Origin of the sequence: Streptomyces ossamyceticus, assembly GCF_001418475.1 — a bacterium.
Classification (GTDB): Bacteria; Actinomycetota; Actinomycetes; order Streptomycetales; family Streptomycetaceae; genus Streptomyces; species Streptomyces ossamyceticus.
The window spans coordinates 18,252-39,994 of record NZ_LIQX01000029.1; the positions used below are offsets into that span (position 1 = coordinate 18,252).

At 71.6% G+C, this 21,743-nt stretch carries 16 protein-coding genes; 4 read left to right on the top strand and 12 right to left on the bottom strand.

Annotated elements, in window-relative coordinates:
• Positions 1–70 precede the first annotated feature (70 nt).
• From AOK15_RS02560 to AOK15_RS02575, 4 genes are all read right to left on the bottom strand, one after another.
• On the bottom strand, positions 71–1,090 hold the full coding sequence (locus tag AOK15_RS02560; protein ID WP_055512270.1) for a hemolysin family protein: 1,020 nt from the start codon (positions 1,088–1,090) through the stop codon (positions 71–73).
• Positions 1,087–2,424: a hemolysin family protein gene (locus tag AOK15_RS02565; RefSeq protein ID WP_055512272.1), complete on the bottom strand. Its 1,338-nt coding sequence runs from the start codon at positions 2,422–2,424 to the stop codon at positions 1,087–1,089. The genes AOK15_RS02560 and AOK15_RS02565 overlap by 4 nt, the downstream gene beginning before the upstream one ends.
• A gap of 176 nt (positions 2,425–2,600) precedes the next feature.
• Positions 2,601–3,686 (bottom strand): hemolysin family protein, encoded by a 1,086-nt coding sequence (locus AOK15_RS02570; protein WP_079058263.1) that lies wholly within the window; start codon positions 3,684–3,686, stop codon positions 2,601–2,603.
• Positions 3,683–5,023: a hemolysin family protein gene (locus AOK15_RS02575; RefSeq protein ID WP_055512274.1), complete on the bottom strand. Its 1,341-nt coding sequence runs from the start codon at positions 5,021–5,023 to the stop codon at positions 3,683–3,685. The genes AOK15_RS02570 and AOK15_RS02575 overlap by 4 nt, the downstream gene beginning before the upstream one ends.
• A 340-nt stretch (positions 5,024–5,363) precedes the next feature.
• Here AOK15_RS02575 and AOK15_RS02580 point away from each other — a divergent pair, with 340 nt between their 5' ends.
• Positions 5,364–6,353, top strand: a complete 990-nt coding sequence (locus AOK15_RS02580) for a sporulation protein (RefSeq protein ID WP_055512276.1) — start codon at positions 5,364–5,366, stop codon at positions 6,351–6,353.
• A gap of 380 nt (positions 6,354–6,733) precedes the next feature.
• Here AOK15_RS02580 and AOK15_RS02585 read toward each other — a convergent pair whose 3' ends face one another.
• Positions 6,734–7,666, bottom strand: a complete 933-nt coding sequence (locus tag AOK15_RS02585) for a M56 family metallopeptidase (protein ID WP_055512279.1) — start codon at positions 7,664–7,666, stop codon at positions 6,734–6,736.
• Positions 7,667–7,672: 6 nt separating this feature from the next.
• Positions 7,673–8,062 (bottom strand): BlaI/MecI/CopY family transcriptional regulator, encoded by a 390-nt coding sequence (locus tag AOK15_RS02590; protein WP_055512281.1) that lies wholly within the window; start codon positions 8,060–8,062, stop codon positions 7,673–7,675.
• Between the two features lie 217 nt (positions 8,063–8,279).
• On the opposite strand from AOK15_RS02590, the gene AOK15_RS02595 reads away from it, so the two are divergent.
• Entirely contained in the window at positions 8,280–8,513 is a 234-nt protein-coding gene (locus AOK15_RS02595) for a twin-arginine translocase TatA/TatE family subunit (RefSeq protein ID WP_055512283.1), read from the top strand.
• Between the two features lie 76 nt (positions 8,514–8,589).
• Here AOK15_RS02595 and AOK15_RS02600 read toward each other — a convergent pair whose 3' ends face one another.
• From AOK15_RS02600 to AOK15_RS02615, 4 genes are all read right to left on the bottom strand, one after another.
• Positions 8,590–9,255, bottom strand: coding sequence for a TetR/AcrR family transcriptional regulator (locus AOK15_RS02600; protein WP_079058264.1), 666 nt, complete (start codon positions 9,253–9,255; stop codon positions 8,590–8,592).
• 336 nt (positions 9,256–9,591) lie between these two features.
• The gene (locus AOK15_RS02605) at positions 9,592–12,954 is read right to left on the bottom strand and encodes an alpha-L-rhamnosidase-related protein (protein ID WP_079058266.1); all 3,363 of its coding nucleotides are present in this window, start codon (positions 12,952–12,954) and stop codon (positions 9,592–9,594) included.
• 374 nt (positions 12,955–13,328) lie between these two features.
• The gene (locus AOK15_RS44800; protein WP_157870148.1) at positions 13,329–13,967 is read right to left on the bottom strand and encodes a DUF1963 domain-containing protein; all 639 of its coding nucleotides are present in this window, start codon (positions 13,965–13,967) and stop codon (positions 13,329–13,331) included.
• A gap of 293 nt (positions 13,968–14,260) precedes the next feature.
• A complete protein-coding gene (locus AOK15_RS02615) occupies positions 14,261–15,670 on the bottom strand; it encodes a pyridoxal phosphate-dependent decarboxylase family protein (protein WP_240508273.1) in 1,410 nt (469 codons plus the stop codon).
• Between the two features lie 126 nt (positions 15,671–15,796).
• Here AOK15_RS02615 and AOK15_RS02620 point away from each other — a divergent pair, with 126 nt between their 5' ends.
• A complete protein-coding gene (locus AOK15_RS02620; protein ID WP_055512289.1) occupies positions 15,797–16,267 on the top strand; it encodes an Lrp/AsnC family transcriptional regulator in 471 nt (156 codons plus the stop codon).
• A 205-nt stretch (positions 16,268–16,472) separates the two neighbouring features.
• Here the strand turns inward: AOK15_RS02620 and AOK15_RS02625 are convergent, their stop codons facing one another.
• Positions 16,473–17,987: a glycoside hydrolase family 43 protein gene (locus AOK15_RS02625; protein ID WP_055512291.1), complete on the bottom strand. Its 1,515-nt coding sequence runs from the start codon at positions 17,985–17,987 to the stop codon at positions 16,473–16,475.
• Positions 17,988–18,421: 434 nt separating this feature from the next.
• Here AOK15_RS02625 and AOK15_RS02630 point away from each other — a divergent pair, with 434 nt between their 5' ends.
• A complete protein-coding gene (locus AOK15_RS02630) occupies positions 18,422–20,218 on the top strand; it encodes a cellulase family glycosylhydrolase (protein WP_055512293.1) in 1,797 nt (598 codons plus the stop codon).
• Between the two features lie 111 nt (positions 20,219–20,329).
• Here AOK15_RS02630 and AOK15_RS02635 read toward each other — a convergent pair whose 3' ends face one another.
• Positions 20,330–21,517 (bottom strand): serine hydrolase domain-containing protein, encoded by a 1,188-nt coding sequence (locus tag AOK15_RS02635; protein WP_055512295.1) that lies wholly within the window; start codon positions 21,515–21,517, stop codon positions 20,330–20,332.
• Positions 21,518–21,743: the final 226 nt, after the last annotated feature.

Consider the following 21,743-nt stretch of genomic DNA (forward strand, 5'->3'; position numbering starts at 1 on the left):
CCGGCCCGCTCGCTCAGTTGGGCCGGGGAGTCCGGGTGCCGGGTGGTCCGCGCTGGGACCGCCGGTCGTGTCAGACCACCCGTGGTTGCAGATAGCGGGCCAGCAGGTCGTCGAGGCTGACCAGGGCGGTCGGGCGGCCGGTGTCGTCGCAGATGACCGCGAGGGAGGCGCGGTTCCTGCGGAGCACGTCGATCGCGTCGGCCACCGTGGTGTCCTCGGTCAGCTCGGGGACGGGCCGGGCGAGCGTACGGGCCGTGGTGGTCCGTCCCCTGGCCCGGGCCACCAGCGCGTCACGGGCGTGGACCGAGCCGAGGACGGTGCCGCGGTCTCGGACCAGGAGCCGGGTGCGGTCGTGGTCGGCGGCGGTACGCAGGATGTCCTCGGTGCCGGCGTCCGCGTCGACCGAGGTGATCTCGGCCGCCGGGACGGCGAGATCGCCCACCGGCGTCTCGGGTTCGGTCAGCGAGCGGGTGATCAGCTCCGAGTCGGTGTCCGTGATGAGGCCGAGCCGCTGCGACTCCTCGACGAGATGGGTGAGCTGCTCACGGTTGTGCACCGAGGCCAGCTCGTCGCGCGGGGTGACCCGGCACAGGCGCACCAGCGCGTTGCTGACGCGGTTGAGCAGCCCGATCAGCGGACGTACGGTCTTGACCACGGCCCGGAAGGGCGGGGCCAGCAGCATCGCCGAGCGCTCGGGGCGGGCGATGGCCCACGACTTGGGCGCCATCTCGCCGACCACCATGTGCAGGAACACCACCACGACCATCGCGAACACGAACGCCACGCCGTAGCTGAGCGTACTGGGCAGGCCCAGGTCGCGCAGCAGCGGGTCGAGCTCGTGGGAGATGGCGGGCTTGGAGACCGAGCCGAGTCCCAGGGTGCACACGGTGATGCCGAGCTGGGCGCCGGCCAGCATCAGGGACAGCTCGCGCATCCCGGCGAGCGCCGCCCCGGCGCCTCTGCGGCCCTCCGCCGCGGCTTTCTCCATGCGGTGTCGTTTCGCGGCGACCAGAGCGAACTCGGCGGCCACGAAGAATCCGCTGCCGATCAGCAGCAGCACGGTGACGAAGAGCGCCATCGGGAAACTCATACCTGCTCCTCCGGCTCAGGTGCCTGCCGTTCGACGCGGACCCGGTCCGGCACATGCCGGTCGAGCGTGCGGACATCGATCACCGCGCGCCCGCCGTCGGGCAGGTCCACGGTGAGGCGATCGCCGATGGCCGGGAAGCGGCCCAGTCGGTCCACGACGAGTCCGGCGACGGTGTCGTAGTCGTCCTCCTCGGGCAGTCGGACGCCGGTGGCGTCGGCGATCTCGTCGAGCCGGCGTCCGGCGTCGACCAGCCAGCCCGCCCCGTCGGCGACGGCGGGTTCCACGACGGTGTCGGACTCGTCGGCGATGTCCCCGACCAGTTCCTCGGCGATGTCCTCGTAGGTCACGATGCCCGCGACGCCGCCGTGCTCGTCGAGGACGACGGCGAACTCGTCGTCCTGCTCCCGCATCCGCGTCACCGCGTCCGGCAGGGGCAGGGTGTCCGGCAGGAAGAGCGGGCGGCGCGCGAGGGCGCCCGCGGTGGTGGCGGTGAGGTCCGCGGCGGGTGTGCGCATCAGCTCCCGGACGCCCAGCACGCCGGTGACGTCGTCCGGGTGATCGCCGAGCACCGGGTAGTTGGAGTGGCCGTACTTCGCGATCAGCTCGACCGCCTCGGCCGCGGAGGCGTCCACGCGCACGAACACCGCGTCCACCCGCGGCACCAGCACCTCGTCCAGGGTCCGCTCGGAGAACTCCAGGGCGTGGTCGAGGAGTTCGGCGGTGTCCTTGGGCAGTTCGCCCCGCTCGTGGGACTCGCCGACGAGGTGGCCCAGCTCCTCCAGGGTCGCGCCGTGGTGCAGTTCCTCGACGGGTTCGATGCCGACCCGGCGCAGCAGCTTGTTCGCCGCGCTGTCGAAGACGTGCACCACCGGTCCCACGACCTTCAGATAGGCGAGGGTGGAGGCGGCCAGCGACTTCGCGAGGCGCTCCGGGACGGCGATCGCGAGGTTCTTCGGGGCCAGCTCGCCGAGCACCATCTGCACGACGGTCGCGAGGACGAAGGCGAGTACGACGGAGATGCCGCCGACCGCCCCCTCGGGGATGCCGATTCCGGTCAGGGCGGGCTCCAGCAACGCCGACACGGACGGCTCGGCGATGAAGCCGACGACCAGACCGGTGACGGTGATGCCCAGCTGCGCTCCGGACAGCATGAACGACAGCCGCTCCAGCACCTTCAGGGCCCGGGCCGCGCGCCGGTCGCCCGCCTCCGCCTCACGGGCGAGGGCGAGGCGGTCGACGGAGACGTACGCGAACTCCTGGGCGACGAAGTAGCCGGTGCCGGCGGTCAGGACGAGGACGGCCAGCAGGCCGAGCACGGCGTTCACGGCACTCATCGGACACCACCCCGCCGTGTGCCGTGGCCGAGACGGTCGACGAGTCTGTCTCGGCGGGGTGGTCGGGGACTGTGCCCCGGGGAGTCCGTCAGGTCGGCGGACGCGGACACGGGCTTGCTCCTTGTGTCGATGTGCTGGGTGAACGATCCTGACCGGATCGGTGTTCCCGGGCCTGCTCAGCCCCGCTGCGGCGCGGCGCCCGTCGGTGTCGTGCCCGACGACCGCGCGGCGCCCGGGGACGTCCCGCCCGGCCGTGCCGGTCCGACCAGTTCGGACAGGACGTCCTCCATGGTCACGAAGCCGAGGACCGTGCCGGTCCCGCCGGTGACGGCGGCGAGGTGGCTGCCGTCGGCGCGCAGGGCGGTGAGGGTGTCGTCCAGCGGGGTGTCGATGCGGACCCGGGTGACCGGGTGGAGGGTGCCGGGTGGGAACGGCTGGTTCCGTTCGGCGAGGCCCAGGGTGTCCTTGATGTGCAGATAGCCCAGGAGGTCGCCGCCGGGGCCGGTGACCGGGAAGCGGGAGTAGCCGGCCGCGGCGGCGGTGCGTTCCAGTTCGGCCGGGGTGACGGTGTGGCCGACGGCGCGCATCCGCTGGGCGGGGACGAGGATCTCGCCGACCGGTCGGGTGCCCAGTTCCAGGGCGTCGCGCAGCCGCTCGCCGTCGGCGGGTGAGAGGAGTCCGGCCTCGCTGGAGTCGAGGACCATCCGGGCGAGCTGGTCGTCGGTGAACGCCGACGCGACCTCGTCCTTCGGTTCGACGCGCAGCAGCTTCAGCAGGGCGTTGGCGAGGGCGTTGATCCCGAAGATCACCGGCCGCAGGGCCCGGGTGAGCGCGACCAGGGGCGGGCCGAGGAGCAGCGCGGTGGGGACCGGTGCGGCCAGGGCGATGTTCTTCGGGACCATCTCGCCGATCAGCATGTGCAGATAGGTGGCCAGGGTGAGCGCGACGACGAACGCGATGGGGTGCACCAGTCCGTGCGGAACATGCGCCGCCTCGAACGCGGGTTCCATGAGGTGGGCGATGGCGGGTTCGGCGACGGCGCCGAGCACCAGGGAGGACGCGGTGATGCCGAGCTGGGCCGTGGCCATGAGCGCGGAGATGTGGCGAAGGCCCCACAGGGTCATCCGGGCTCGCTTGTCGCCCTGTTCGGCACGCGGTTCGATCTGGCTGCGGCGTACGGAGATCAGGGCGAACTCACCGCCGACGAAGAAGGCGTTGGTGAGCAGGGTCAGCGCGCCGACGGTGAGCTGCAACGCGGTCATCGGGCGGCCTCCGACCGCTCCCGCACCGGCCGAGCGGCCGGTGCGGTGATACGGACGCGGTCGGCGCGGTGGTGGTCGACGTCGAGGACGTCCAGCGTCCAGCCGTCGTCCAGGTCCAGCGCGTCACCCTTGGCGGGGATGCGGGCGAGGCGGGTGGCGACCAGGCCGGCCACGGTCTCGTACGGGCCGTCGGGTGCGGCCAGCCCTATCCCGCCGAGCCGCTCGATGCGGACCGAGCCGTCGGCCTCCCACACCGCTCGGCCGTCACCTGTCGCCCGGGCGGGCAGCAGGTCGGGGACTTCGACGGGGTCGTGCTCGTCGCGGACCTCGCCGACGACCTCCTCGACGATGTCCTCGACCGTCGCGACGCCGGCCGTGCCGCCGTACTCGTCGACGACGACGGCCATGGTGCGTGTCTCGCGCAGCCGCTCCAGCAGCCGGTCGGCGGTGAGGCTGTCGGGCACGAGCAGGGGTTCGGTGGTCAGCGCGGTGACCGGTGTGGCGGCGCGGCGGGAAGGCTCCAGGGCGAGCACGTCGCGGATATGGACGGTGCCGATGACCTCGTCCAGGGTGTCGCGGTAGACGGGGAAGCGGGACAGGCCGGTGGCGTGGGTGAGGTTGGCGGCGTCGGCGGCGGTCGCGTGCGCCTCCAGCGCCTTGACGTCGACGCGCGGCGTCATCACGTTCTCGGCGGTCAGCTCGCCCAGGTGCAGGGTGCGCACGAAAAGCTCGGCGGAGTCCTCCTCCAGGGCGCCCTCGGCGGCGGAGTGCCGGGCGAGCGCGACGAGTTCCTCGGAGGTGCGGGCGGAGGCCAGTTCCTCGGTCGGTTCCAGGCCGAAGCGGCGCAGGAAGCCGTTGGCCGTGCCGTTCAGATGGCGGATGAACGGGCCGAAGGCGGCGGTGAAGCCGCGCTGGGGGCCCGCGACGACCTTGGCCACGGCCAGCGGCCGGGAGATCGCCCAGTTCTTCGGCACCAGCTCGCCCACCACCATCAGCACGACGGTGGAGAGGGCCACGCCCAGCACGGTCGCCGCCGACGGGGCGGCCCCGCCCAGCCCGATCACCCGCAAGGGGCCTTCGAGGAGGGCGGCGAGGGACGGCTCGGCGAGCATGCCGATCACCAGCGAGGTGACGGTGATGCCGAGCTGCGCGCCGGACAGCTGGAACGTCAGTCGGCGTACGGCCTTCAGGGCACCTTCGGCGCCGCGCTCCCCCGCCTCGACCGCGCGTTCCAGCTCGGCGCGCTCGACGGTGGTCAGGGAGAACTCGGCCGCGACGAACAGCGCGCAGGCCAGGGTGAGGAGCAGAGCGAGCAGGAGCAGCAGGATCTCGGTCACCGCGCCACCCCCGCTCCGTCGTGAGGTCGGGGCACGCTGCGGCCGGTACTGGGAGGCTCACCCATCGGGGGTCTTCGGCTCCTTCGTCGCTCGGTGGGTCGGGAAGTCTTCGCAAGCTCCGTTCCCATAGTAAAGGGACGGCAAAACCCGCTGTTCATGTCGTCACGGTCACATCGGCGACGGTTTTCGGACTTTCCTGTTCCGGATCCCGCGACGGCGCCTCGACGGGCGTTCCCGACCCTATGCTTCTACTCGCCTGTAGAACAACCGTGGATTCCCGGTTGTTCCGCGACGCATGACCGCATGACTTGGACGCACGAAAGAAGGAGTGAACGCCGCGATGGTGTTCAAACGGCTGCTCGGCTCGCTCGGTCTGGGCGGGCCCACGGTGGACACGGTTCTCGACCCGGGCCCGGCCCGGCCGGGCGGCAGCCTGTCGGGGCAGGTCCGCCTCAAGGGCGGCGACGCCGACTTCGAGATCGAGCACATCACCCTGGAGCTGGTGGCGCGGGTCGAGGCCGAGCACGAGGGAGGCGAGAGCGAGGGGACCGTCCCCTTCGACCGGTTCGTCGTCGGCGGAGGGTTCCGGCTCGCGGCGGGCGAGGAGCGCACCGTGCCGTTCAGCGCGACGCTGCCGTGGGAGACCCCGATCAGCGAGCTGTACGGCCAGCCGCTGGGCATCGTCCTCGGGGTGCGCACGGAACTCGGGGTGGCCGGAGCGAGGGACAAGGGTGACCTCGACCAGCTCACGGTGACGCCGCTGCCCGTACAGGAGGCGATCCTGGAGGCGCTGGGGCAGCTCGGTTTCGGCTTCCGGTCCGCCGACCTGGAGTACGGCCGCATCTCCGGCACGGGCCAGCAGCTGCCCTTCTACCAGGAGATCGAGATCACCCCGGCGCCCGCGTACGCGTCACGGGTCAACGAGATCGAACTGACGTTCCTGGCCACTCCGGGCGGCATGGAGGTCGTCCTGGAGGCCGACAAGCGCGGCGGGTTCCTCTCCGAGGGCCGTGACGCCGTCACCCGGTTCACCGTCGCCCACGACGGCGTCGAGCACCAGGACTGGACCGCCCTCGTCGACGGCTGGATCCACCGGCTGGTGGAGAGCAGGCCCGCGTACGGCTCCCCCGCCGGGTACGCCGCCGAGGGCCACTACGGCCACGGCGAGCACCACGAGGAGGGGCGCCGGTCCGGTCCCGGTATGGGCACCGCCGTGGCCGCGGGGGCAGCAGGCCTGGCGGTCGGTGTCGTCGGTGGGATGGTCGCCGCCGAAGTCGTCGACGAGGTCGGGGACTTCTTCGAGGGCGACGAGGAGGAGGACGAGGGCTGACGGCCTTGACGCGCCGGACGGCGGCCGACTCCCCTCGGGGCGCCGGCCGGGAGACCGCCCGGCGCGCCGGCGGCCGTCGCCCAGGAGCTCCGCAGGGCTTGCGTAGCGACCACCGGAGGACTTCCGGCGCCGGCGCGACAGGCCGCCCCAGGACTCACCGCGTCCGCGTGACAGCCGCGCGAGGACTCACCACAGCGTCCGCGCCACCGCCACGCGAGGACCCACAGCGCTCGCGTGACAGCCACGCGAGGACTCACGGCGCTCGCGTGACACCCTCGCGAGGACTCACGGCGCTCGCGTGACACCCTCGCGAGGACTCACGGCGCTCGCACGGCACTCGGCCGGAAGGCTTGCGGTTCCCTGCCGCGGTCGGCCAGGGCTCACAGCGGCGTGGCCGCGTACAGGATGAGAGCCATGGTGACGGCGGAGTTCGCGGAGGACAGGGCGGAGACTGCGGCGCCGGCGGCCGCGCCCCAGGCGGCGAGGCCCACGCTCGTGAACACCGACGGCCAGCTCCGCGGCACGGGCTCCGGCGCCAGCAGCGCGGCCACCCTGCGCGGCACCGGACCGGGCACGGCGAACCCCGCGAACGTCCCGGCCGGGGTGGAGCGGGAGACGAGCGCCGCCTTGCCTATGGCGCGGGCCACGGCCCGCCGGCTGCCGACCGACCGCGCGGCCTCCTCGTCCGCCCACCGCTCCACCGTGTACGACACGGCCGTGCACAGGGGCCGCAGGAACGGGTTGGCCCGCGCGGCCAGTTGCACGGCCAGCAGGAACCGGTGGTGCCGGGCGACGAGATGGGCGCGCTCGTGCGCGAACAGCGCCCGCCGCTCGGCAGGTTCGAGGCGGGCCAGCATGCCGGTGGTCACCACCACCCGGCCGTGCCGCCGCCCGGGAAGCGCGTACGCGTACGGCGTCTCGTCCGCCAGGACGGCGACCGACGTGGCCGGCAGCCCGGCCAGGGCCCGGTGTGCGGCGCGGCGGGTGCGGCCGTGTCGCCACCCCGTCCGGGCGCAGGCCAGCACGACCGCGAGCAGCGCCGGGATGGCGAGCTTCCCGGCGACCTCGTCGTACGGGACCGCTTCTCGGACCTCGGGGTCCGACCAGCCGTCGGGAAGGGGATTGCCGGGCAGCTGGGCGGTGCCGACCACCATCAGCAGCCCGAGCGACACCGTGCTGCACGCCGCCATCACGGCGGCGACGGCGGTCAGCAGCCGGGTGGCGGTCCGCGGGTGCAGCCGCTGCTCGGCGAGGCGGGCGATCGGCCATGCCGTGAACGGCAGGACGAGCGGAAGAAAGACGAACACCCCCATGAGGTCTCAGTCTTCCCCTTCGCCCCCCGCCTGCCCGAGCAGTTCTCTCAGGAGTCGCTCGTCGTCCGGCTCCAGGGAGGTGACGAAGCTGGCCAGGACCGCCTCACGGTCGCTCTGCCCGTCGAGCACCTTGCGCATCTTGTGCGCGGCCAGGCCCGCCTGGTCCGAGGCCGGGGTCCACACGAAGGACCGGCCGGCACGCTCACGGGTCACCGCGCCCTTGGCCAGCAACCGGGTGAGGATCGTGATCACCGTCGTGTAGGCGAGGTCGCCGCCCAGGCGTTCCTGCACCCATCCGGCGCTCGCCGGGCCGTCCGCCTCGCGCAGGGCCGACAGGACGAGCGCCTCCAGCTCCCCCTGGCCCCGCCGCGGGCCGCGCTGCCGCCGGTCCGTCACTCCTGGCCTCCCGTACGTCACCTCTGCGTTCACAGGCGGTCCATCGTATAGACGCCCTGCTCCGCGAGTTCGACCGACGGCAGGAGGAGCCCTGGACAGGAACCCCACCCATCCGCTTCTACAGTGCTGTAGATTTTCTCTTCGGGCCGCTGCCGGCCCATCCGACCACAGGCCGCCGGCCCGGTCCGGCCCGAGCCGCCCAGCAGACAGGACCAGCATGTTCGGACTGAGCGAAGTCGCCGTCATCCTCATCGTCGTCATAGCCGTCCTCGCCGCCAAGAAGCTCCCCGACCTCGCCCGTTCGGCCGGCAAGTCCGCGCGGATCCTCAAGGCGGAGGCCCGCGCCATGAAGGACGACGACACGGGCCCGCCTCCGCGGGTGATCCCGGGCGAGACCGCACCCCGGCCCGATGCCGCGCCGGGGGCGACGGAGCCGGGCGGGAGGCCGTAGAGCGTCGGTCGGTCGCAGCCGGAGGTGGCCTCACCGTGGCGGAGGCCTGGGCAGTGGAACGTTCCGAAAGGGGCTCTCAGGCTCGGGGGCGGACCACTCGGCACACCAGGTCCGCCCAGGTGACCCGCAGGCGGGCGGCGGGGACGGCGTGCTCGTGGCGCAGATGGTCCAGGGTGTCGATGTTCAGGAAGGCGAGCAGGGCGTGGGCGAGCATGTCGGGGTCGTCGCCCGCCCCCGCCTCCCGCAGGAGGGCCGACACATGGCGGTGGTACGCGGCCACGGTCGCGGAGACGTACCGGCGTTCGCCGGGCAGTTGGCGTATGAGCGCGGCACCCGGGTCCGAGTCGGTCCCGACGCGCTCAATGAGCGCACAGCCGAACGCCGTGAGCCGCTCCGCCGCCGGGGCTCCGGGTCCGAGGGGCGGCGGACCCGACGTGCAGGCCTCCTCGAAGTCGGCCTCGGCCTCGGCGAAGAGCGCGAGGAGGAGGCCGCCCCGGTCGCCGAACCGGCGGAAGAGCGTGCCCTTTCCGACGCCGGCCTCCCTTGCGACCGCCTCCATGGTGACGTGCTCGGCACCGTGTTCGGCGACCAGCCGACCGGCGGCCGCCAGCAGCCGGGCACGGTTGCGAGCGGCGTCGGAACGCTCGGGGACCGTGACCGTGCCGCCCGACTCGGCGGCCGCGTCACACGAGTCGCCTTCGTCGGCCGTGCACAAGGACGAGGGGCCGCCGCTGTCGGGCATCGGACTCCTTCACGCGTCGAGAATGCGATCGCCCACGCTAACGACGGCCCCCGAGCCCGGAATCCTGCGATGGTCCCGCTCCCTCTCGGCACTTGGCCCTAGGTCGTGTCCGCGCCCGGCGGTGCCCGAGGCGGAGTGGAAGGGGCTTCCCGGCGGTCGGTTCGACGTACACGATCGGCGTGATGCTGCCGGACATCCGCAACCCGTTCCTCCCGGAGATCTTCGACGGCGTCACGGCGCCACGGCGTCCCTGCGGGACACCGACTACCGGTGCGGTCGGGCTGCTTCAGGCTGAGGTCCGGCCGGGATCGGCTCGGATCGACCGGGTCTCCGGCGTCAGTTGACGCGTATCTCGGCGAGCTGGAGGCGGAACTTGCCGGTCTCGTCGGACGCGGCCCTGCCGAGCCGGGTGACCTTCAGGCGCAGATAGCGGCCGTTGGCGGAGGTGAGGGTGTAGGTCTGGGCGGCGCCGTTCGGATTGGGCTCTCCGGTGAGGGTGCGGGCGGTGGTGTAGGTGGTGCCGCCGTCGGTGCGGGTCTGGAAGGTGAAGTCGACCGGGAAGCCCGCCGTGCCTCCGCCCGAGCCACCGGTGTCGGTGCGCGGGTGGACGGTGACCGACCCGATGGGCCGGTCGGCGCCGAGGTCGACCTCGATCCACACCGGTGTGCCGCTGACGTCGGCGGAGGGGAAATCGATGCTGGTGAAGCCCTTGGCGCCGGCCACGCTGGTGGTGGTGCCGTCCAGCACGCGGGTCTTGCCCCAGTCGCCGTTCTCCAGGGTGTAGTTGCCGGTGACGGTGGTCGCGGCGGTGGGGACGGTGACTTCGGCGAGCTGGAGACGGTACTTGGCGGTCTCGTCGGACGCGGGCGCGCCGAGCCTCGTGACCTGGAGACGGACGTGGCGGGCGGTGGTGGTCCGGAAACCGTAGGTCTGCACACGGCCGCCGGGGTTCGCCTGCCCGGTGACGGTGCGGACGGTGGTGTACACGCTGGACCCGTCGAGCCGGGTCTGGATGGTGAAGTCGACCGGGAAACCGGCCGTGCCTCCGCCCGCCGCCGGGGTGTCCGTGCGGGGGAAGAGGCGTACGGCGTCGAGGTCGGTGTCGGCCCCGAGGTCGATCTCCACCCACACGGGGGCTGCGCCGACATCGGCGGAAGCGAAGTCGTTGCTGGTGTACCCCTTGGCCCCGTTCACACTGGTGAGGGTGCCGTCGGTGAGCCGGTCACGGCCCCAGTTGCCGTTCTCCAGGCTGTTGTTGCTGGTGACCGGCCGGCCCAGGGCGAGGTTGTCCAGACGGCCCACGCCGGTCGCCGTGAACGTCCATGTGCCGGGTTGGACGACGAAGTACACATACCCCGAGTCCTTGCCGTCGTAGGACAGTCCGGCGACACTCCCGGTGGAGGAGCCGCCGGTGAAGACGGTGGTGTCGTTCGCCTTGACGACCGGGGACGCGCCCCCGTAGGTCGGGACGCCCACGCGCGCGGTGGTCCCGCCCGGGGACGTGAGGGTCAGCGTCGCCTTCGTCCCGTCGCGGGTGATGCCGAAGCGGATGTCGCCCTCGACGGTGGACGTCACCGTGTTGATCCTGCTGAGGCTGCCGGTCTGCGGGACGACCTCGTACGTCTCCCAGCCGGGCTTGGTGGGGCGGACACCGGCCGCGTAGGCCGACAGCGCGTACAGCGGGCCGCCGTTCCACGCGTGGTTGTCCGTGCCCTCCGACTTCACCCACACCTCCCACAGGGTGTGGCAGGCCGGGTCGGCGACCTGGGCGGCGAAGCGGTTGCGCATCCGCTCCTCGGCGACCGTGGCGGCGCCCATCAGGTAGAGCGCCTCCAGGACGTAGAACTCCATGTAGGGGCTGGCGTTGAGGTGGGTGCGCAGCACCTCGGTGATGGCCCGGTACCGGGAGGCGGGGGCGAGTCCGGCGACGACGGCGAGGCCGTGGGCGCGGTCGTCGGTGTCGCGGGTGTAGCCCGGTGAGCGGTACTCGCCCCGGGAGGAGTTCCACAGGACGCGGTCGAAGTTGGTCTTGATGCTGTCGCGCCTGGACTTCCAGCCGACCACGTCACCGGAGTTGCCGCTCAGGTCGGCGAGCTTGGCGGCGGTGTCCAGGGCCAGGTAGTACCAGCAGTTGTCCAGGACACGGGCGTCGATGTTCGAGCCCCAGTCCTCCCAGTCCCAGTCCCCCGCCCGGTGGTTGACGAGCCCGTCGCTGTCCAGGCTCCACAGGTCCAGGTACTTCTTGACCGCCGGGTAGGCGACGGTGACGGCGGCGGCGTCGCCGGTGTAGAGGTAGTACGTCCAGAACGACCACACCGAGGCGAGCATCTGCGTGGGCAGTTCGGCGGTCCAGATCGCCGAGGGGACCGGCGAGTACAGTGCGCCGCTCGACTTCTGCCAGGCGGCGAGCTGGGCGATCGCCTTCTTCCCGAGCGCGTGGGACCTGGGGTCGAAGGTGTAGAAGCCCTCCTTGAGCTGGTTGACGACGTCACCCCACCACTGGGCCCGTTCACGGGTGGGGCAGTCCATGTAGTTGTCCCGCATGTTGACGTACATCGTGCGGGCGGCCTTGGTCCACAGCGTGTCCAGGAAGGGGTCGCTGCTGCTGAACGACCCCGCGAAGTCCGTGTCGTAGCCGGACTCCCGGTATTTCAGCTCCAGGATCGTCACACCCGCGGGGATCGTGTACCGCACGGCCGTGCCACTCATCCACGCCAGCGACTCGAACTCCTGCACCCCGCCGGCGCAGACGTAGGTGGCGCGCATGTTGTACTGCGTCCCCGGCTCGATGCCGACGAGGCCCACACCGTCGTCGTAGTGGTCGGTCTGGATGCCGATCACCGCGCCGGCGGGCGCGTCCACCTTCAGGAACGGGGTGACCTGGAGGTTGGACGGCAGGGTGGCCGAGATCGCGGTGGAGCCCTGGCCGGTGCCGGGGAGGGACGCGGCGTTCGCGTACGCCTTCAGATCGGAGTGGCGGAACTGCGGGATCGGCCGCTCGACGAGGGCGTTCCAGGGCGCGGAGCCCGCGGCGCCGAAGTCGGTCGGCGCCGTCCAGGCGCTGTCGTCGAAGCCGGGTGAGCGCCAGCCCGACATGACGGCGGCGGCACGGGCGTCGTAGTACACGTTCGACTCGGGGAGCCGGAAGTTGACCTGTGTGCCACTGGTGTTGTTCGAGTATCCCGGGTGGACGGTGTGCTTCCAGCTGGTGTCGCTGACCAGGCGGGTCGTGGTCGAGCCGGTCTCGATGTCCGACTGGAGGAGCAGCCCGCCCTTGCCGCTGCTGTTGTGCGAGAACCCCTGCTTGCCGAAGTACCACACCAGCAGCGCGACGGTGTTGGAGCCGCTCTTGAGGTACGGGGCGAGGTCGATCTCGTCGTAGTAGGTGTCCGTACGGTTCGGGCCGCGCTTGAGGCCGCCTTCGAACACCACCAGCGTGCCGTTGATCCACAGCCAGTACTTCGAGTCCGCCGCGATCCGTGTCACCGCCTTCGACGGTGCCGCGTCCAGGGTGAACGCTCTGCGGAAGGCCACCCATTGGTTCGCGGCGCTGGAGGGGGCCCAGATCCATTTCGCGGTCCACGAGACAGCGGCGGACGCCGTGGAGGCGAGGCGGGGCAGGATCGTCGAAGCAAGGGTGGGGGCGAGGGCCACGGCGATGGCCGAGCCGAGGAGCGAGCGGCGGGACATGTGCTGCATCGAGGGAACCTTTTCCAGGAGTGCTGGACGCGGGGAGGGACGAGGCGGCCGAACGTGGCCGGAGCGGAGCGAGGAGCGGAACCGGCCGCCTCCGGTCAGGGCACCGGGCCTCTCCTGTGCGCAGGACCGAACGACCCATACGATTCTGAATCGTTTCAATCGAGGGTGTGCAGGCGCGATCCTCAGCCCTCGGGAACACCGGTGTCAATGGTCCGGTCGCCAGAAGTTCCGGTCGACGTCCGCCGCCACTGCCGTCACTCCCCCAACAGCCGTCGCGACCACCGTCTGCGGGCGATGCGCGCCTCGACGTCGGGCGGTGACACCGGCCCAGGCGGGGAGGGCGGGCAGGCAGGCAGGCAGGCAGTGGGAGTCTGCTACCCCTGCACGGTGAGCCGGGCGCGGCCGAAGCGTCGGCCGGCGAGGTCTTCGGGGCGAATGAGCCAGTAGAGGGTGTCCCCGTCGCCCCACACCGTCCTCGCGTCGCTGTCACTGTCGAACTGGGCGAGCACCACCCAGCGCTCAGCCTCCTGGTCCAGGGGCTGTTCGCCCCACGCGTGCATGCCGCCGAGCGCCGCGTTCGCGATGTCGTACTCCACCGGGCCCTGGACGGGCACGGCGTGGCCGCCGACCTGGTGACCGATCCGGGTGCGCAGCCGCCCGAAGGCGCGGACGAACGACTTGAGCTCGGCCGGGGTCTCGCGAGGGTGGGGCCAGTGCCGGGTATCGCCGAGCAGGGCTTGCCGTGCCTGAGGCAGCCACAGGTCGGGGGCGCTCTGCTCCGTGTCCGCGGTCAGCTCCACCCGCGCGAACGCTTCCAACTCCGGGGGCGCCTCGGTCGGGACCACGGGGGTGTTCTCCGGGACGTACAAGACCTGCGCCCCGGCCCAGGTCTCGGGGTCATCAGCCGAAACGAAGACGTCCTCGTCGACCTGACCGTCGAAAAGGAAGAAGAGCAGGGTCCCCTCCTGCGGGAACTGCTCAGCGAGCCCCTCACGAGGGAGTGCGGCACACACCGCACCGAAGCGACGAAGGACCGTGGCCCGCGTCCGGGCCACTCCGGCCAGCCGCTCCCTGCCGGAAGCTCCGGGTTCCCGCCGAGGGCAGCCACGATCTGCTCGCCGTCCACCGCCCGACGAAGGCGCAGGCAAGGTCGCAGCAGCGCTGTCCAGCGCTGGGCGAGATCGCCGGGAAGATGCTCGGCAGCCAGCCGGGAGTACTGCTGATCGGTCATGCAGCGCATCATCCCTTCCCCCTCTGACAGCGGGCGTCGACCTCGCGTAGCGCAAAGGCCCCTCCCCCCGCCCCGTCAGGACCCGTCCACCTCCACCCTCGCCCCTCTCAGTTCGCCCTGGCCGAGCGTGCGGAGTGTCTCGATGACCTCCTCGGCGTCGGTGTCCGGGTTCACGAAGGCCAGGCGGAGGACGGTCGTGCCGTTCCACTGGGTCGGCACGCACAGCATGGCGCCCGATTCGGCGGTGCGGGCGGACCAGGTCGCGTAGTCCTGCGGGTCCCAGCCCGGACGGTCGAAGAGGAGCACGGACAGCTCGGGTTCGACCAGCAGACGGAGCCGGTCGTCGGCGCGGATGGCGTCGGCCACCAGGCGGCTGGCGGTCAGGGTCTGCTCCACGGCGCGCACGTACCGCTCGGTCCCGTGGACGGCGAGGCTGAACCAGAACGGCAGTCCGCGGGCCCGGCGGCTGAGGTGGAGCGCCAGGTCCGTCGGGTTGTGGACCTCGCGGTCGATGGCGTCGAGATAGCTCGCCGTCTGGCTGTGCGCGGCGCGTGCCGGCGCGGGGTCCCGGTACAGCAGCGCGCAGCAGTCGTAGGGGGCGAACAGCCACTTGTGCGGATCGACGATGAAGCTGTCGGCACGTTCGATGCCCGCGTAGCGGTGCCGCACGCTGGGTGCCGCCAGGCCCGCCCCGCCATAGGCGCCGTCGATGTGCAGCCAGACCTGGTGGCGCTCGCAGGCGTCGGCGATGTCGTCGAGGTCGTCGATCAGACCGGCGTTGGTGGTACCGGCGGTCGCCACGACGGCGAACACCCCGGTCGTGGAGGTGAGCACCGCGTTCACGGCGTCTCCGGTGAGGTGCCCCCGCCGGTCCACGGGTGCGGTGACGACGGTGACGTCCATCGCCTGTGCCGCGGACCTGATCGAGGAGTGGGCGCTGTCGGCGCACACGATCTTCCAGCCGTCCGCGGGCCGCGGCCTCGACGCGGTCGCGGCGGCGCGGGCCGTGATGAGCGCGGAGAGGTTGCCCATGGTGCCGCCGCTGACGAAGCATCCCGCGGCGGTGCTCGGCCATCCGAGCAGTCCGGTGAGCCAGGCCAGCGCCTCGTTCTCGGCGTGGATGGCGCCGGCTCCCGACTCCCAGGTGCCCGCGAAGATGTTCGCCGCGCCGGTGACCGCGTCGAAGGCGAGCGCGGCACGGGTGGGGGCCGCGGGGATGTAGGCGAGGTTCGTCGGCGCGTTCTGGGAGCGGGTGGCGGGCAGCAGGACCTGGTCGAACAGTTTGATGGCTGCCGCGGTACCGATCCCCCACGGGGTGACGGCCGTACCGGCCGCGAGGGCGAGGTCGGCGGCGGGGCGGGCGCCCGAGACCGGGTCCGGGGCCTGCGTGATGCGCCGCCACGCGTAGTTGATGGCGGCGTCGACGATCTCGGCCTCGTCGCCCCACACGCCGTGGTCGGCACGGGGCCCCTTCTCCGCTGACATGCTGTCGCGTTGCGCTTTTTGCATGGCGCGAACCTAGAAACGCCCATCGGAATGCGCAATATGCGTCGCGAAGATTGAGCAGACTGCTCAATCTGGCCCGGTACGCGCCCTGTCATACTGAGCAGCATGCGACATGTCGACGACCTCGACGCCCGGATCCTTCTGGCGCTCGACACGGATCCCCGGGCCACGACGGTCGCCCTCGCGGACCGGCTGGGCCTCGCCCGCAACACCGTGCAGGCGCGCCTGAAGCGGCTGGAGGAGAGCGGGCTTCTCAGGGAGCACAGTCGGCGTGTGGCGCCGGCGGCCCTCGGGTATCCGCTGACGGCCCTCATCACGATGTCGATCAGCCAGCGCGTGGGGCAGCCGACGCAGGAGGCGATCCTGCGGATCCCCGAGGTGGTCGAACTGCTCGTCACCACCGGCGACGGCGATCTGCTCGCCCGCGTCGTCGCGCGGGACACCACGGACCTGCACCGGATCACGAACCTGCTGCTGGAAGCACCCGGCGTGGTCCGGTCGAACACCACGATCGTGCTCCAGGAGGTGCAGCCGTTCAGTGTCCGGTCGCTCCTGCGGCGGCACGCCGGGGACTGACGCGGCGCCGGTACGCGCGGCGCGGCGGACGCGCGGCGCGGCGGAGCCAGAGGACGTGACGGCGCAGGTGCGTGCGCCGGAGGGGTCCGTTCGCCGCCGTGGCGGTCAGGCGGAGTCCCGGACCTGCAACCGGAGCGGTTGGCGGGGGAAGCGGTCTCCTGACCGCTTCCCCCGGGGGCGCGCCGGTCCACCGGGGTGCGCGCCGTCAGTCGTCGAGCGGCTCGTAGTCGAACCAGTCGAAATGCGCGGAGTCCGCCGAGGCGTACATCCCGAGGACCCGGCCGGTGAAGCCGCCGGCCACCTCGGTGGAGAGGTAGCGGCCGTCCAGCGAGGCGAGTGCGGTGAAGGTGCCGTCGGGTTCCTCGAATCCGAGGGTGACGGTGTCGGGGCCGGCGAGCGGATCGTGCGAGGTCCGCACCTCCCTGGTCTCGGCGCGGAGGACCACGGGCCCCGCCGGTGCGGGACGGGAGGCCACGATGGTGCTCAACGGGCCGATGCGGGCCCGGACCCGCACCTGGCCGGAGGAGACCTCGACGCTGTAGTGGTGCTGCTCGTCGAGGCGTACGGCGAGGCCGCCGTGCCCGTCCGCGACGTCGATGCAGGTGCGCACCCGGCAGGCCACGTGCTGCTGCCGTCGTCCCACGAACGTCACGTCGGGCTCGTCGAGTGATCCGCCACGGGCACGAAGGGTCAGCCATCCTGGCCGCTCCTTCGTGGTGCAGTCCTCCGCCGGGCGGTGCCGCAGGGAGACCCAGCGCGGGGCGAGTTCGCTCGTGTCGAAGTCGTCCCGGACCTCGGGCGCGGTGGCCGGGGCCAGGAGCGGCCAGGAGGGGGCGGGCATGGTGAGGGAGACCTCGCCGACGACGGGCCAGCCGTCCACCCACTCGACGGGGGCGAGGCAGGTCTCGCGGCCGAGGACGTGCCAGCCGGGGGTGCCGCCGCCCGGGCGTACGCCGAGGAGGACCATCCACCAGGTGCCGTCGGGGCCTTGGACGAGGTCGGCGTGGCCGGTGTTCTGGATGGGGTGGTCGGTGCCGCGGTGGGTGAGGATCGGGTTGGCCGGGCAGGGCTCGAACGGGCCGGTGGGGGACGGTCCACGGGCGATGGAGACACCGTGGCAGCGTTCGGTGCCGCCCTCGGCGATGAGCAGGTACCAGTGGTCGCCGACGTGGTAGAGGTGCGGTGCTTCGGGGGCCTTGGCGCCGGGTGTGCCGGACCACAGACGGCGGGAGGGGCCGAGGGTCTCCCCGGTGTGGGGGTCGATGGGGATCTGTGCGACGCCCGCGGTGGTGCACCAGCAGGTGCCGTCGTCGTCCCAGGCGAGGTCGGGGTCGATGCCGTGGACGCCGGGCAGCCGTACGGGCTCGGACCAGGGGCCGGCCGGGTCGGTGGCCGTGAACAGCAGATTGCCGTCGCCGCTGACGTTCGTGACGATCAGCCAGAAGCGACCGTCGTGGTGGCGCAGGGTGGGGGCGTAGATCCCGCCCGAGGCGGGGGTCTCCTTGGGGAGACGCAACTGGCTCGGCCGGTCCAGGGCGTTGCCGATCTGGGTCCAGTGGACCAGGTCCCGGCTGTGGAAGAGAGGGACGCCGGGGAAGTACTCGAAGCTGGAGCAGGCGAGATAGTAGTCGTCGCCCACGCGGCAGACGGACGGGTCGGGGTGGAAGCCGGGGATCACCGGGTTGCTGAAGGTGTTGCCGGTATCGGGCAGGTTGGACACCCTGGTCGAGTCCTTTCGCCGACGGCCGGTGCCGCGCGGGGTGCCGTACCCGGCGGCGGCGTCGAAAGTTTTCGCTACTTCCTCTGGATACTTTCGGAACGAGGCTAGCCAGGGGTCGCCCATGGGGTCAATGGGCCCTCGCGTACCGCCGGGAGCGCAAGAACCCGGCCGATCAGGCCAGTTGACATCCGCCGAGAACCAACTCTGCCCGCCACTCTCGCTCCCGGTCACCGCGCGTTGTCGCTTCGACGCTTCGACGCCTCGGGCGGAGTTGCGGCCGACGGCATCTCCTCCGTCACAGCTGTGGCCCCGACCACAGCCTCGTGTTAATTTCTCCGCCGCTCATCGCGAAAGTTGCTCTGTCGAATCCGTATCCGTGTCGGCCTCGGGCCGACTCCACGTGTCGCACACCCCCACAACAGAAGGTGCACGTGATGACGAGGAGACTCGCACGACTTCTTCCGCGACGGCGCCGGTCGTCGCGGACCCCGCGGAGACTGACGGCTCTCGTCCTGGCGCTCGTCCTGCTTCCGCTGCTGCCCGCCACCGCGCTGGCCGCCGATCCCCCTGTGCCGCCGCCCAGTTCCCCGGCCGCCCGGAGCGCGGTGGCGGCGATGCAGCCCGGCTGGAACCTGGGCAACACCTACGACGCCATCCCCGACGAGACGTCCTGGGGCAATCCCCCGGTGACCAGGGCGCTCTTCCAGAAGGTCAAGTCACAGGGCTTCAAGAGCATCCGGCTGCCCGTCACCTGGGGCATCCACCAGGGCTCGGCGCCCGACCACCGGATCGACGCGGCCTGGATGGCGAAGGTGCGCCAGGTCGTGGATCTGGCGCTGAGCGAGGACCTGTACGTCCTGCTCAACATGCACCACGACTCCTGGATGTGGGTGAACAACCTCTCCACGGACCACGACACCGTCCTCGCCCGCTACACCGCGACCTGGACCCAGATAGCGGCCGAGTTCCGAGACAGGTCGCCGAGGCTTGCGCTGGAGAGCATCAACGAGCCCACGTTCAGCGGCACGTCCGGGGACGATGAGAACTACCGGCGGCTGGCGGAACTGAACAGGGTGTTCCACTGGATCGTCCGCGGGTCCGGCGGCGGGAACGCGAACCGTCTGCTCGTGCTGCCGACGCTGTACACCAACGCCGACCAGGGCCGCCTCGACGCGCTGGCCACCGAACTGGCCGACCTGCGCGACCCCATGGTGGCCACGACCGTCCACTTCTACGGCTGGTGGCCGTTCAGTGTGAACATCGCCGGCTACACCCGGTTCGACGCCACCTCCGAGCAGGACCTCACCGGCACCTTCGACCGGGTGCACAACGCCTTCACCGCGCGCGGTATCCCCGTCGTCATCGGCGAGTACGCGCTGCTGGCCTACGACCACAACCGGCCCGGCATCATCCAGCGGGGCGAACAGCGCAAGTACTTCGAGTACCTCGGCGACTACGCCCGCCGGCGGAACCTCACCACCATGCTGTGGGACGCCGGCCAGTTCCTGAACCGCACCACCCTGCAGTGGCGCGACGCGGAGCTGTTCGGACAGATCAGGGCGAGCTGGACCGCGCGGTCGGGCACCGCCTCCAGCGACATGGTGTTCGTACCGAAGTCCGGGGCCGTCACGAGCCAGGAGCTCACGCTCAACCTGAACGGCACCGACTTCCAGGGCCTGCGGCACGGCTCCCACCCTCTCCTCAAGGGCAGGGACTACACCGTCTCCGGCAACCGGCTCACCCTGACGGCCGCCGCGCTCACCGCGCTGGTCGGCGACCGGGCGCCCGGGGTCAACGCGACGCTGGAGGCCAGGTTCTCCCGTGGTGTCCCCTGGCGGATCGACGTGATCAGCCACGAGCGGCCGGTGCTGTCGAGCGCCTCGGGGAACACCGGTGGCTTGAGCGTTCCGACGCAGTTCCGGGGCGACATGCTCGCGACCATGGAGGCGAAGTACGACGACGGCGGCAACGCGGGGCCGGCCGACTGGACGTCGTACCAACAGTGGGACACGGCCTTCTCGGCGTACACCGGCGACGCCATCAAGCTGACCGCCGAGTTCTTCACCTCGCTGAGGGACAACTCGCGCGTGACACTCACGTTCCACTTCTGGAGCGGCGCGAAGGTCACGTACCACGTCACCAAGTCGGGCAACACGGTGACGGGTGCACCCGCCCGATCCCGCTCACCAGTGCCGACGCCGTCCGTGGGAACACCACCCCGCTCCGGCTGAGACCCTTCGTCGACGGCGGCGCCGGCACGGCTGGTGCGTTCCGGATGACGCCGGATGAACGAGGATGTTCCGCGCATACCCTCTGGTCGCCGGCCTCGGGCGGGCGTCAGTTCAGGGGGCCGGCCGGTCGTAGATGTTGTCAGGTGTGACGACCTCGGTGATCGCGCGGGCGACCAGGGAGGAGGGCTCCTGGCCCTCATGGGTGATGTCGGTGTTGAGCAGCAGCACCAACGTCGCCTTCTTGGAGGGGAGATGGACGGTGACGCTCTCATAGCCCGGCAGGGAGCCGTTGTGGCCGATCCACCCGCCGGTCTCCAGGATGCCGAGGCCGTATCTGGTGCCGGGGAAGCCGGTCGGCAGCATCTTGAGCCGCTCCCGCTGGGTCTCCGCGCTGAGGAGCTTCCCGGTGGCGACGATCTCCGCCCAGCGGCGCAGGTCGTGCAGGTCCGAGATCATCGCTCCGGCGGCCCAGGCCCAACTGGGGTTCCAGTCGGTGGCGTCCACGACCTCACCGGTGAGGATGTCGTCCGTGTAGCCGTGCGGGTGCGGCTCGGGGAACTCGGCGCCCCCCGGGAAGAAGGTGCGGTGCAGCCGGGCGGGGCGGAGCACCCGCTCGCGGAGGAAGTCGGCGAAGGGGCGTCCGCCGACCCTCTCGACCACGAGCCCCAGCAGGACCAGGTTGGTGTTGCAGTACTGGAAGGTCGTGCCCGGCGCGGCGGTGTTCGGGTGCCTGAAGCCGTGGCGGAGGAGCTCCGCCGGGGTGAACGAGCGGCTCGGATCGCTGAACAGCGCCTCGATGAAGTCCTGGTCAGCGGTGTAGGGGAACAGGCCGCTGCGCATCTCGGCGAGGTGGCGCAGAGTGATCCGGCGGCCGTTCGGTACTCCCGCGACGTACTTCGAGATCGGGTCGTCCAGGCGGATCTTGCGGTCGTCGACGAGTTTGAGCAGTGCGGTGACCGTGAACGTCTTGGTCTCGCTGCCGATCCGTACGAAGACGTCGGTGGTCATCGGCGTGCCGGAGGCGGTGTCGGCCACGCCGGTCGCCCGGACGTAGTTCCCCCTGCCCGGCATCCACAGTCCGGTGACGATCCCGGGGATGCCCGCCTCCCGGCGGGCCTCCTCGATGGTCCGGTCGAGCCGCGCGGTCAGTTCCGGTCCGAGGCCGTCCGGCGGGCACGCCCGCCGGCCGGGACGACCGGAGGACCGGAGGGCCGCGGCCGGGGCCGCCGTCAGCGGGGCGAGTACGGAGGCCGCGAGCAGCGCCGCCGAGAACTGTCTGCGGGAGGGGGTGGGTCGCATGCGGTGCCTCTTCCGGGAAGGTCATCGGGTCAGTACTCGAAAGATCACCGTCCCGGCCCAGGCCGGGGACCACCGTCCGGGGCGCGCTCCGGTGAGTCCACTCGTTCGGCGCCCTAGGGGCGCCGAAGGGCTCTCCCGGGGTGCCCGGTGGTCCCGACCATGGGGCCGGGTGACCCATGGCCGGGAGCGGGGCGCGGGACGACGCTGGAGGTGACAGGGTCCGTAC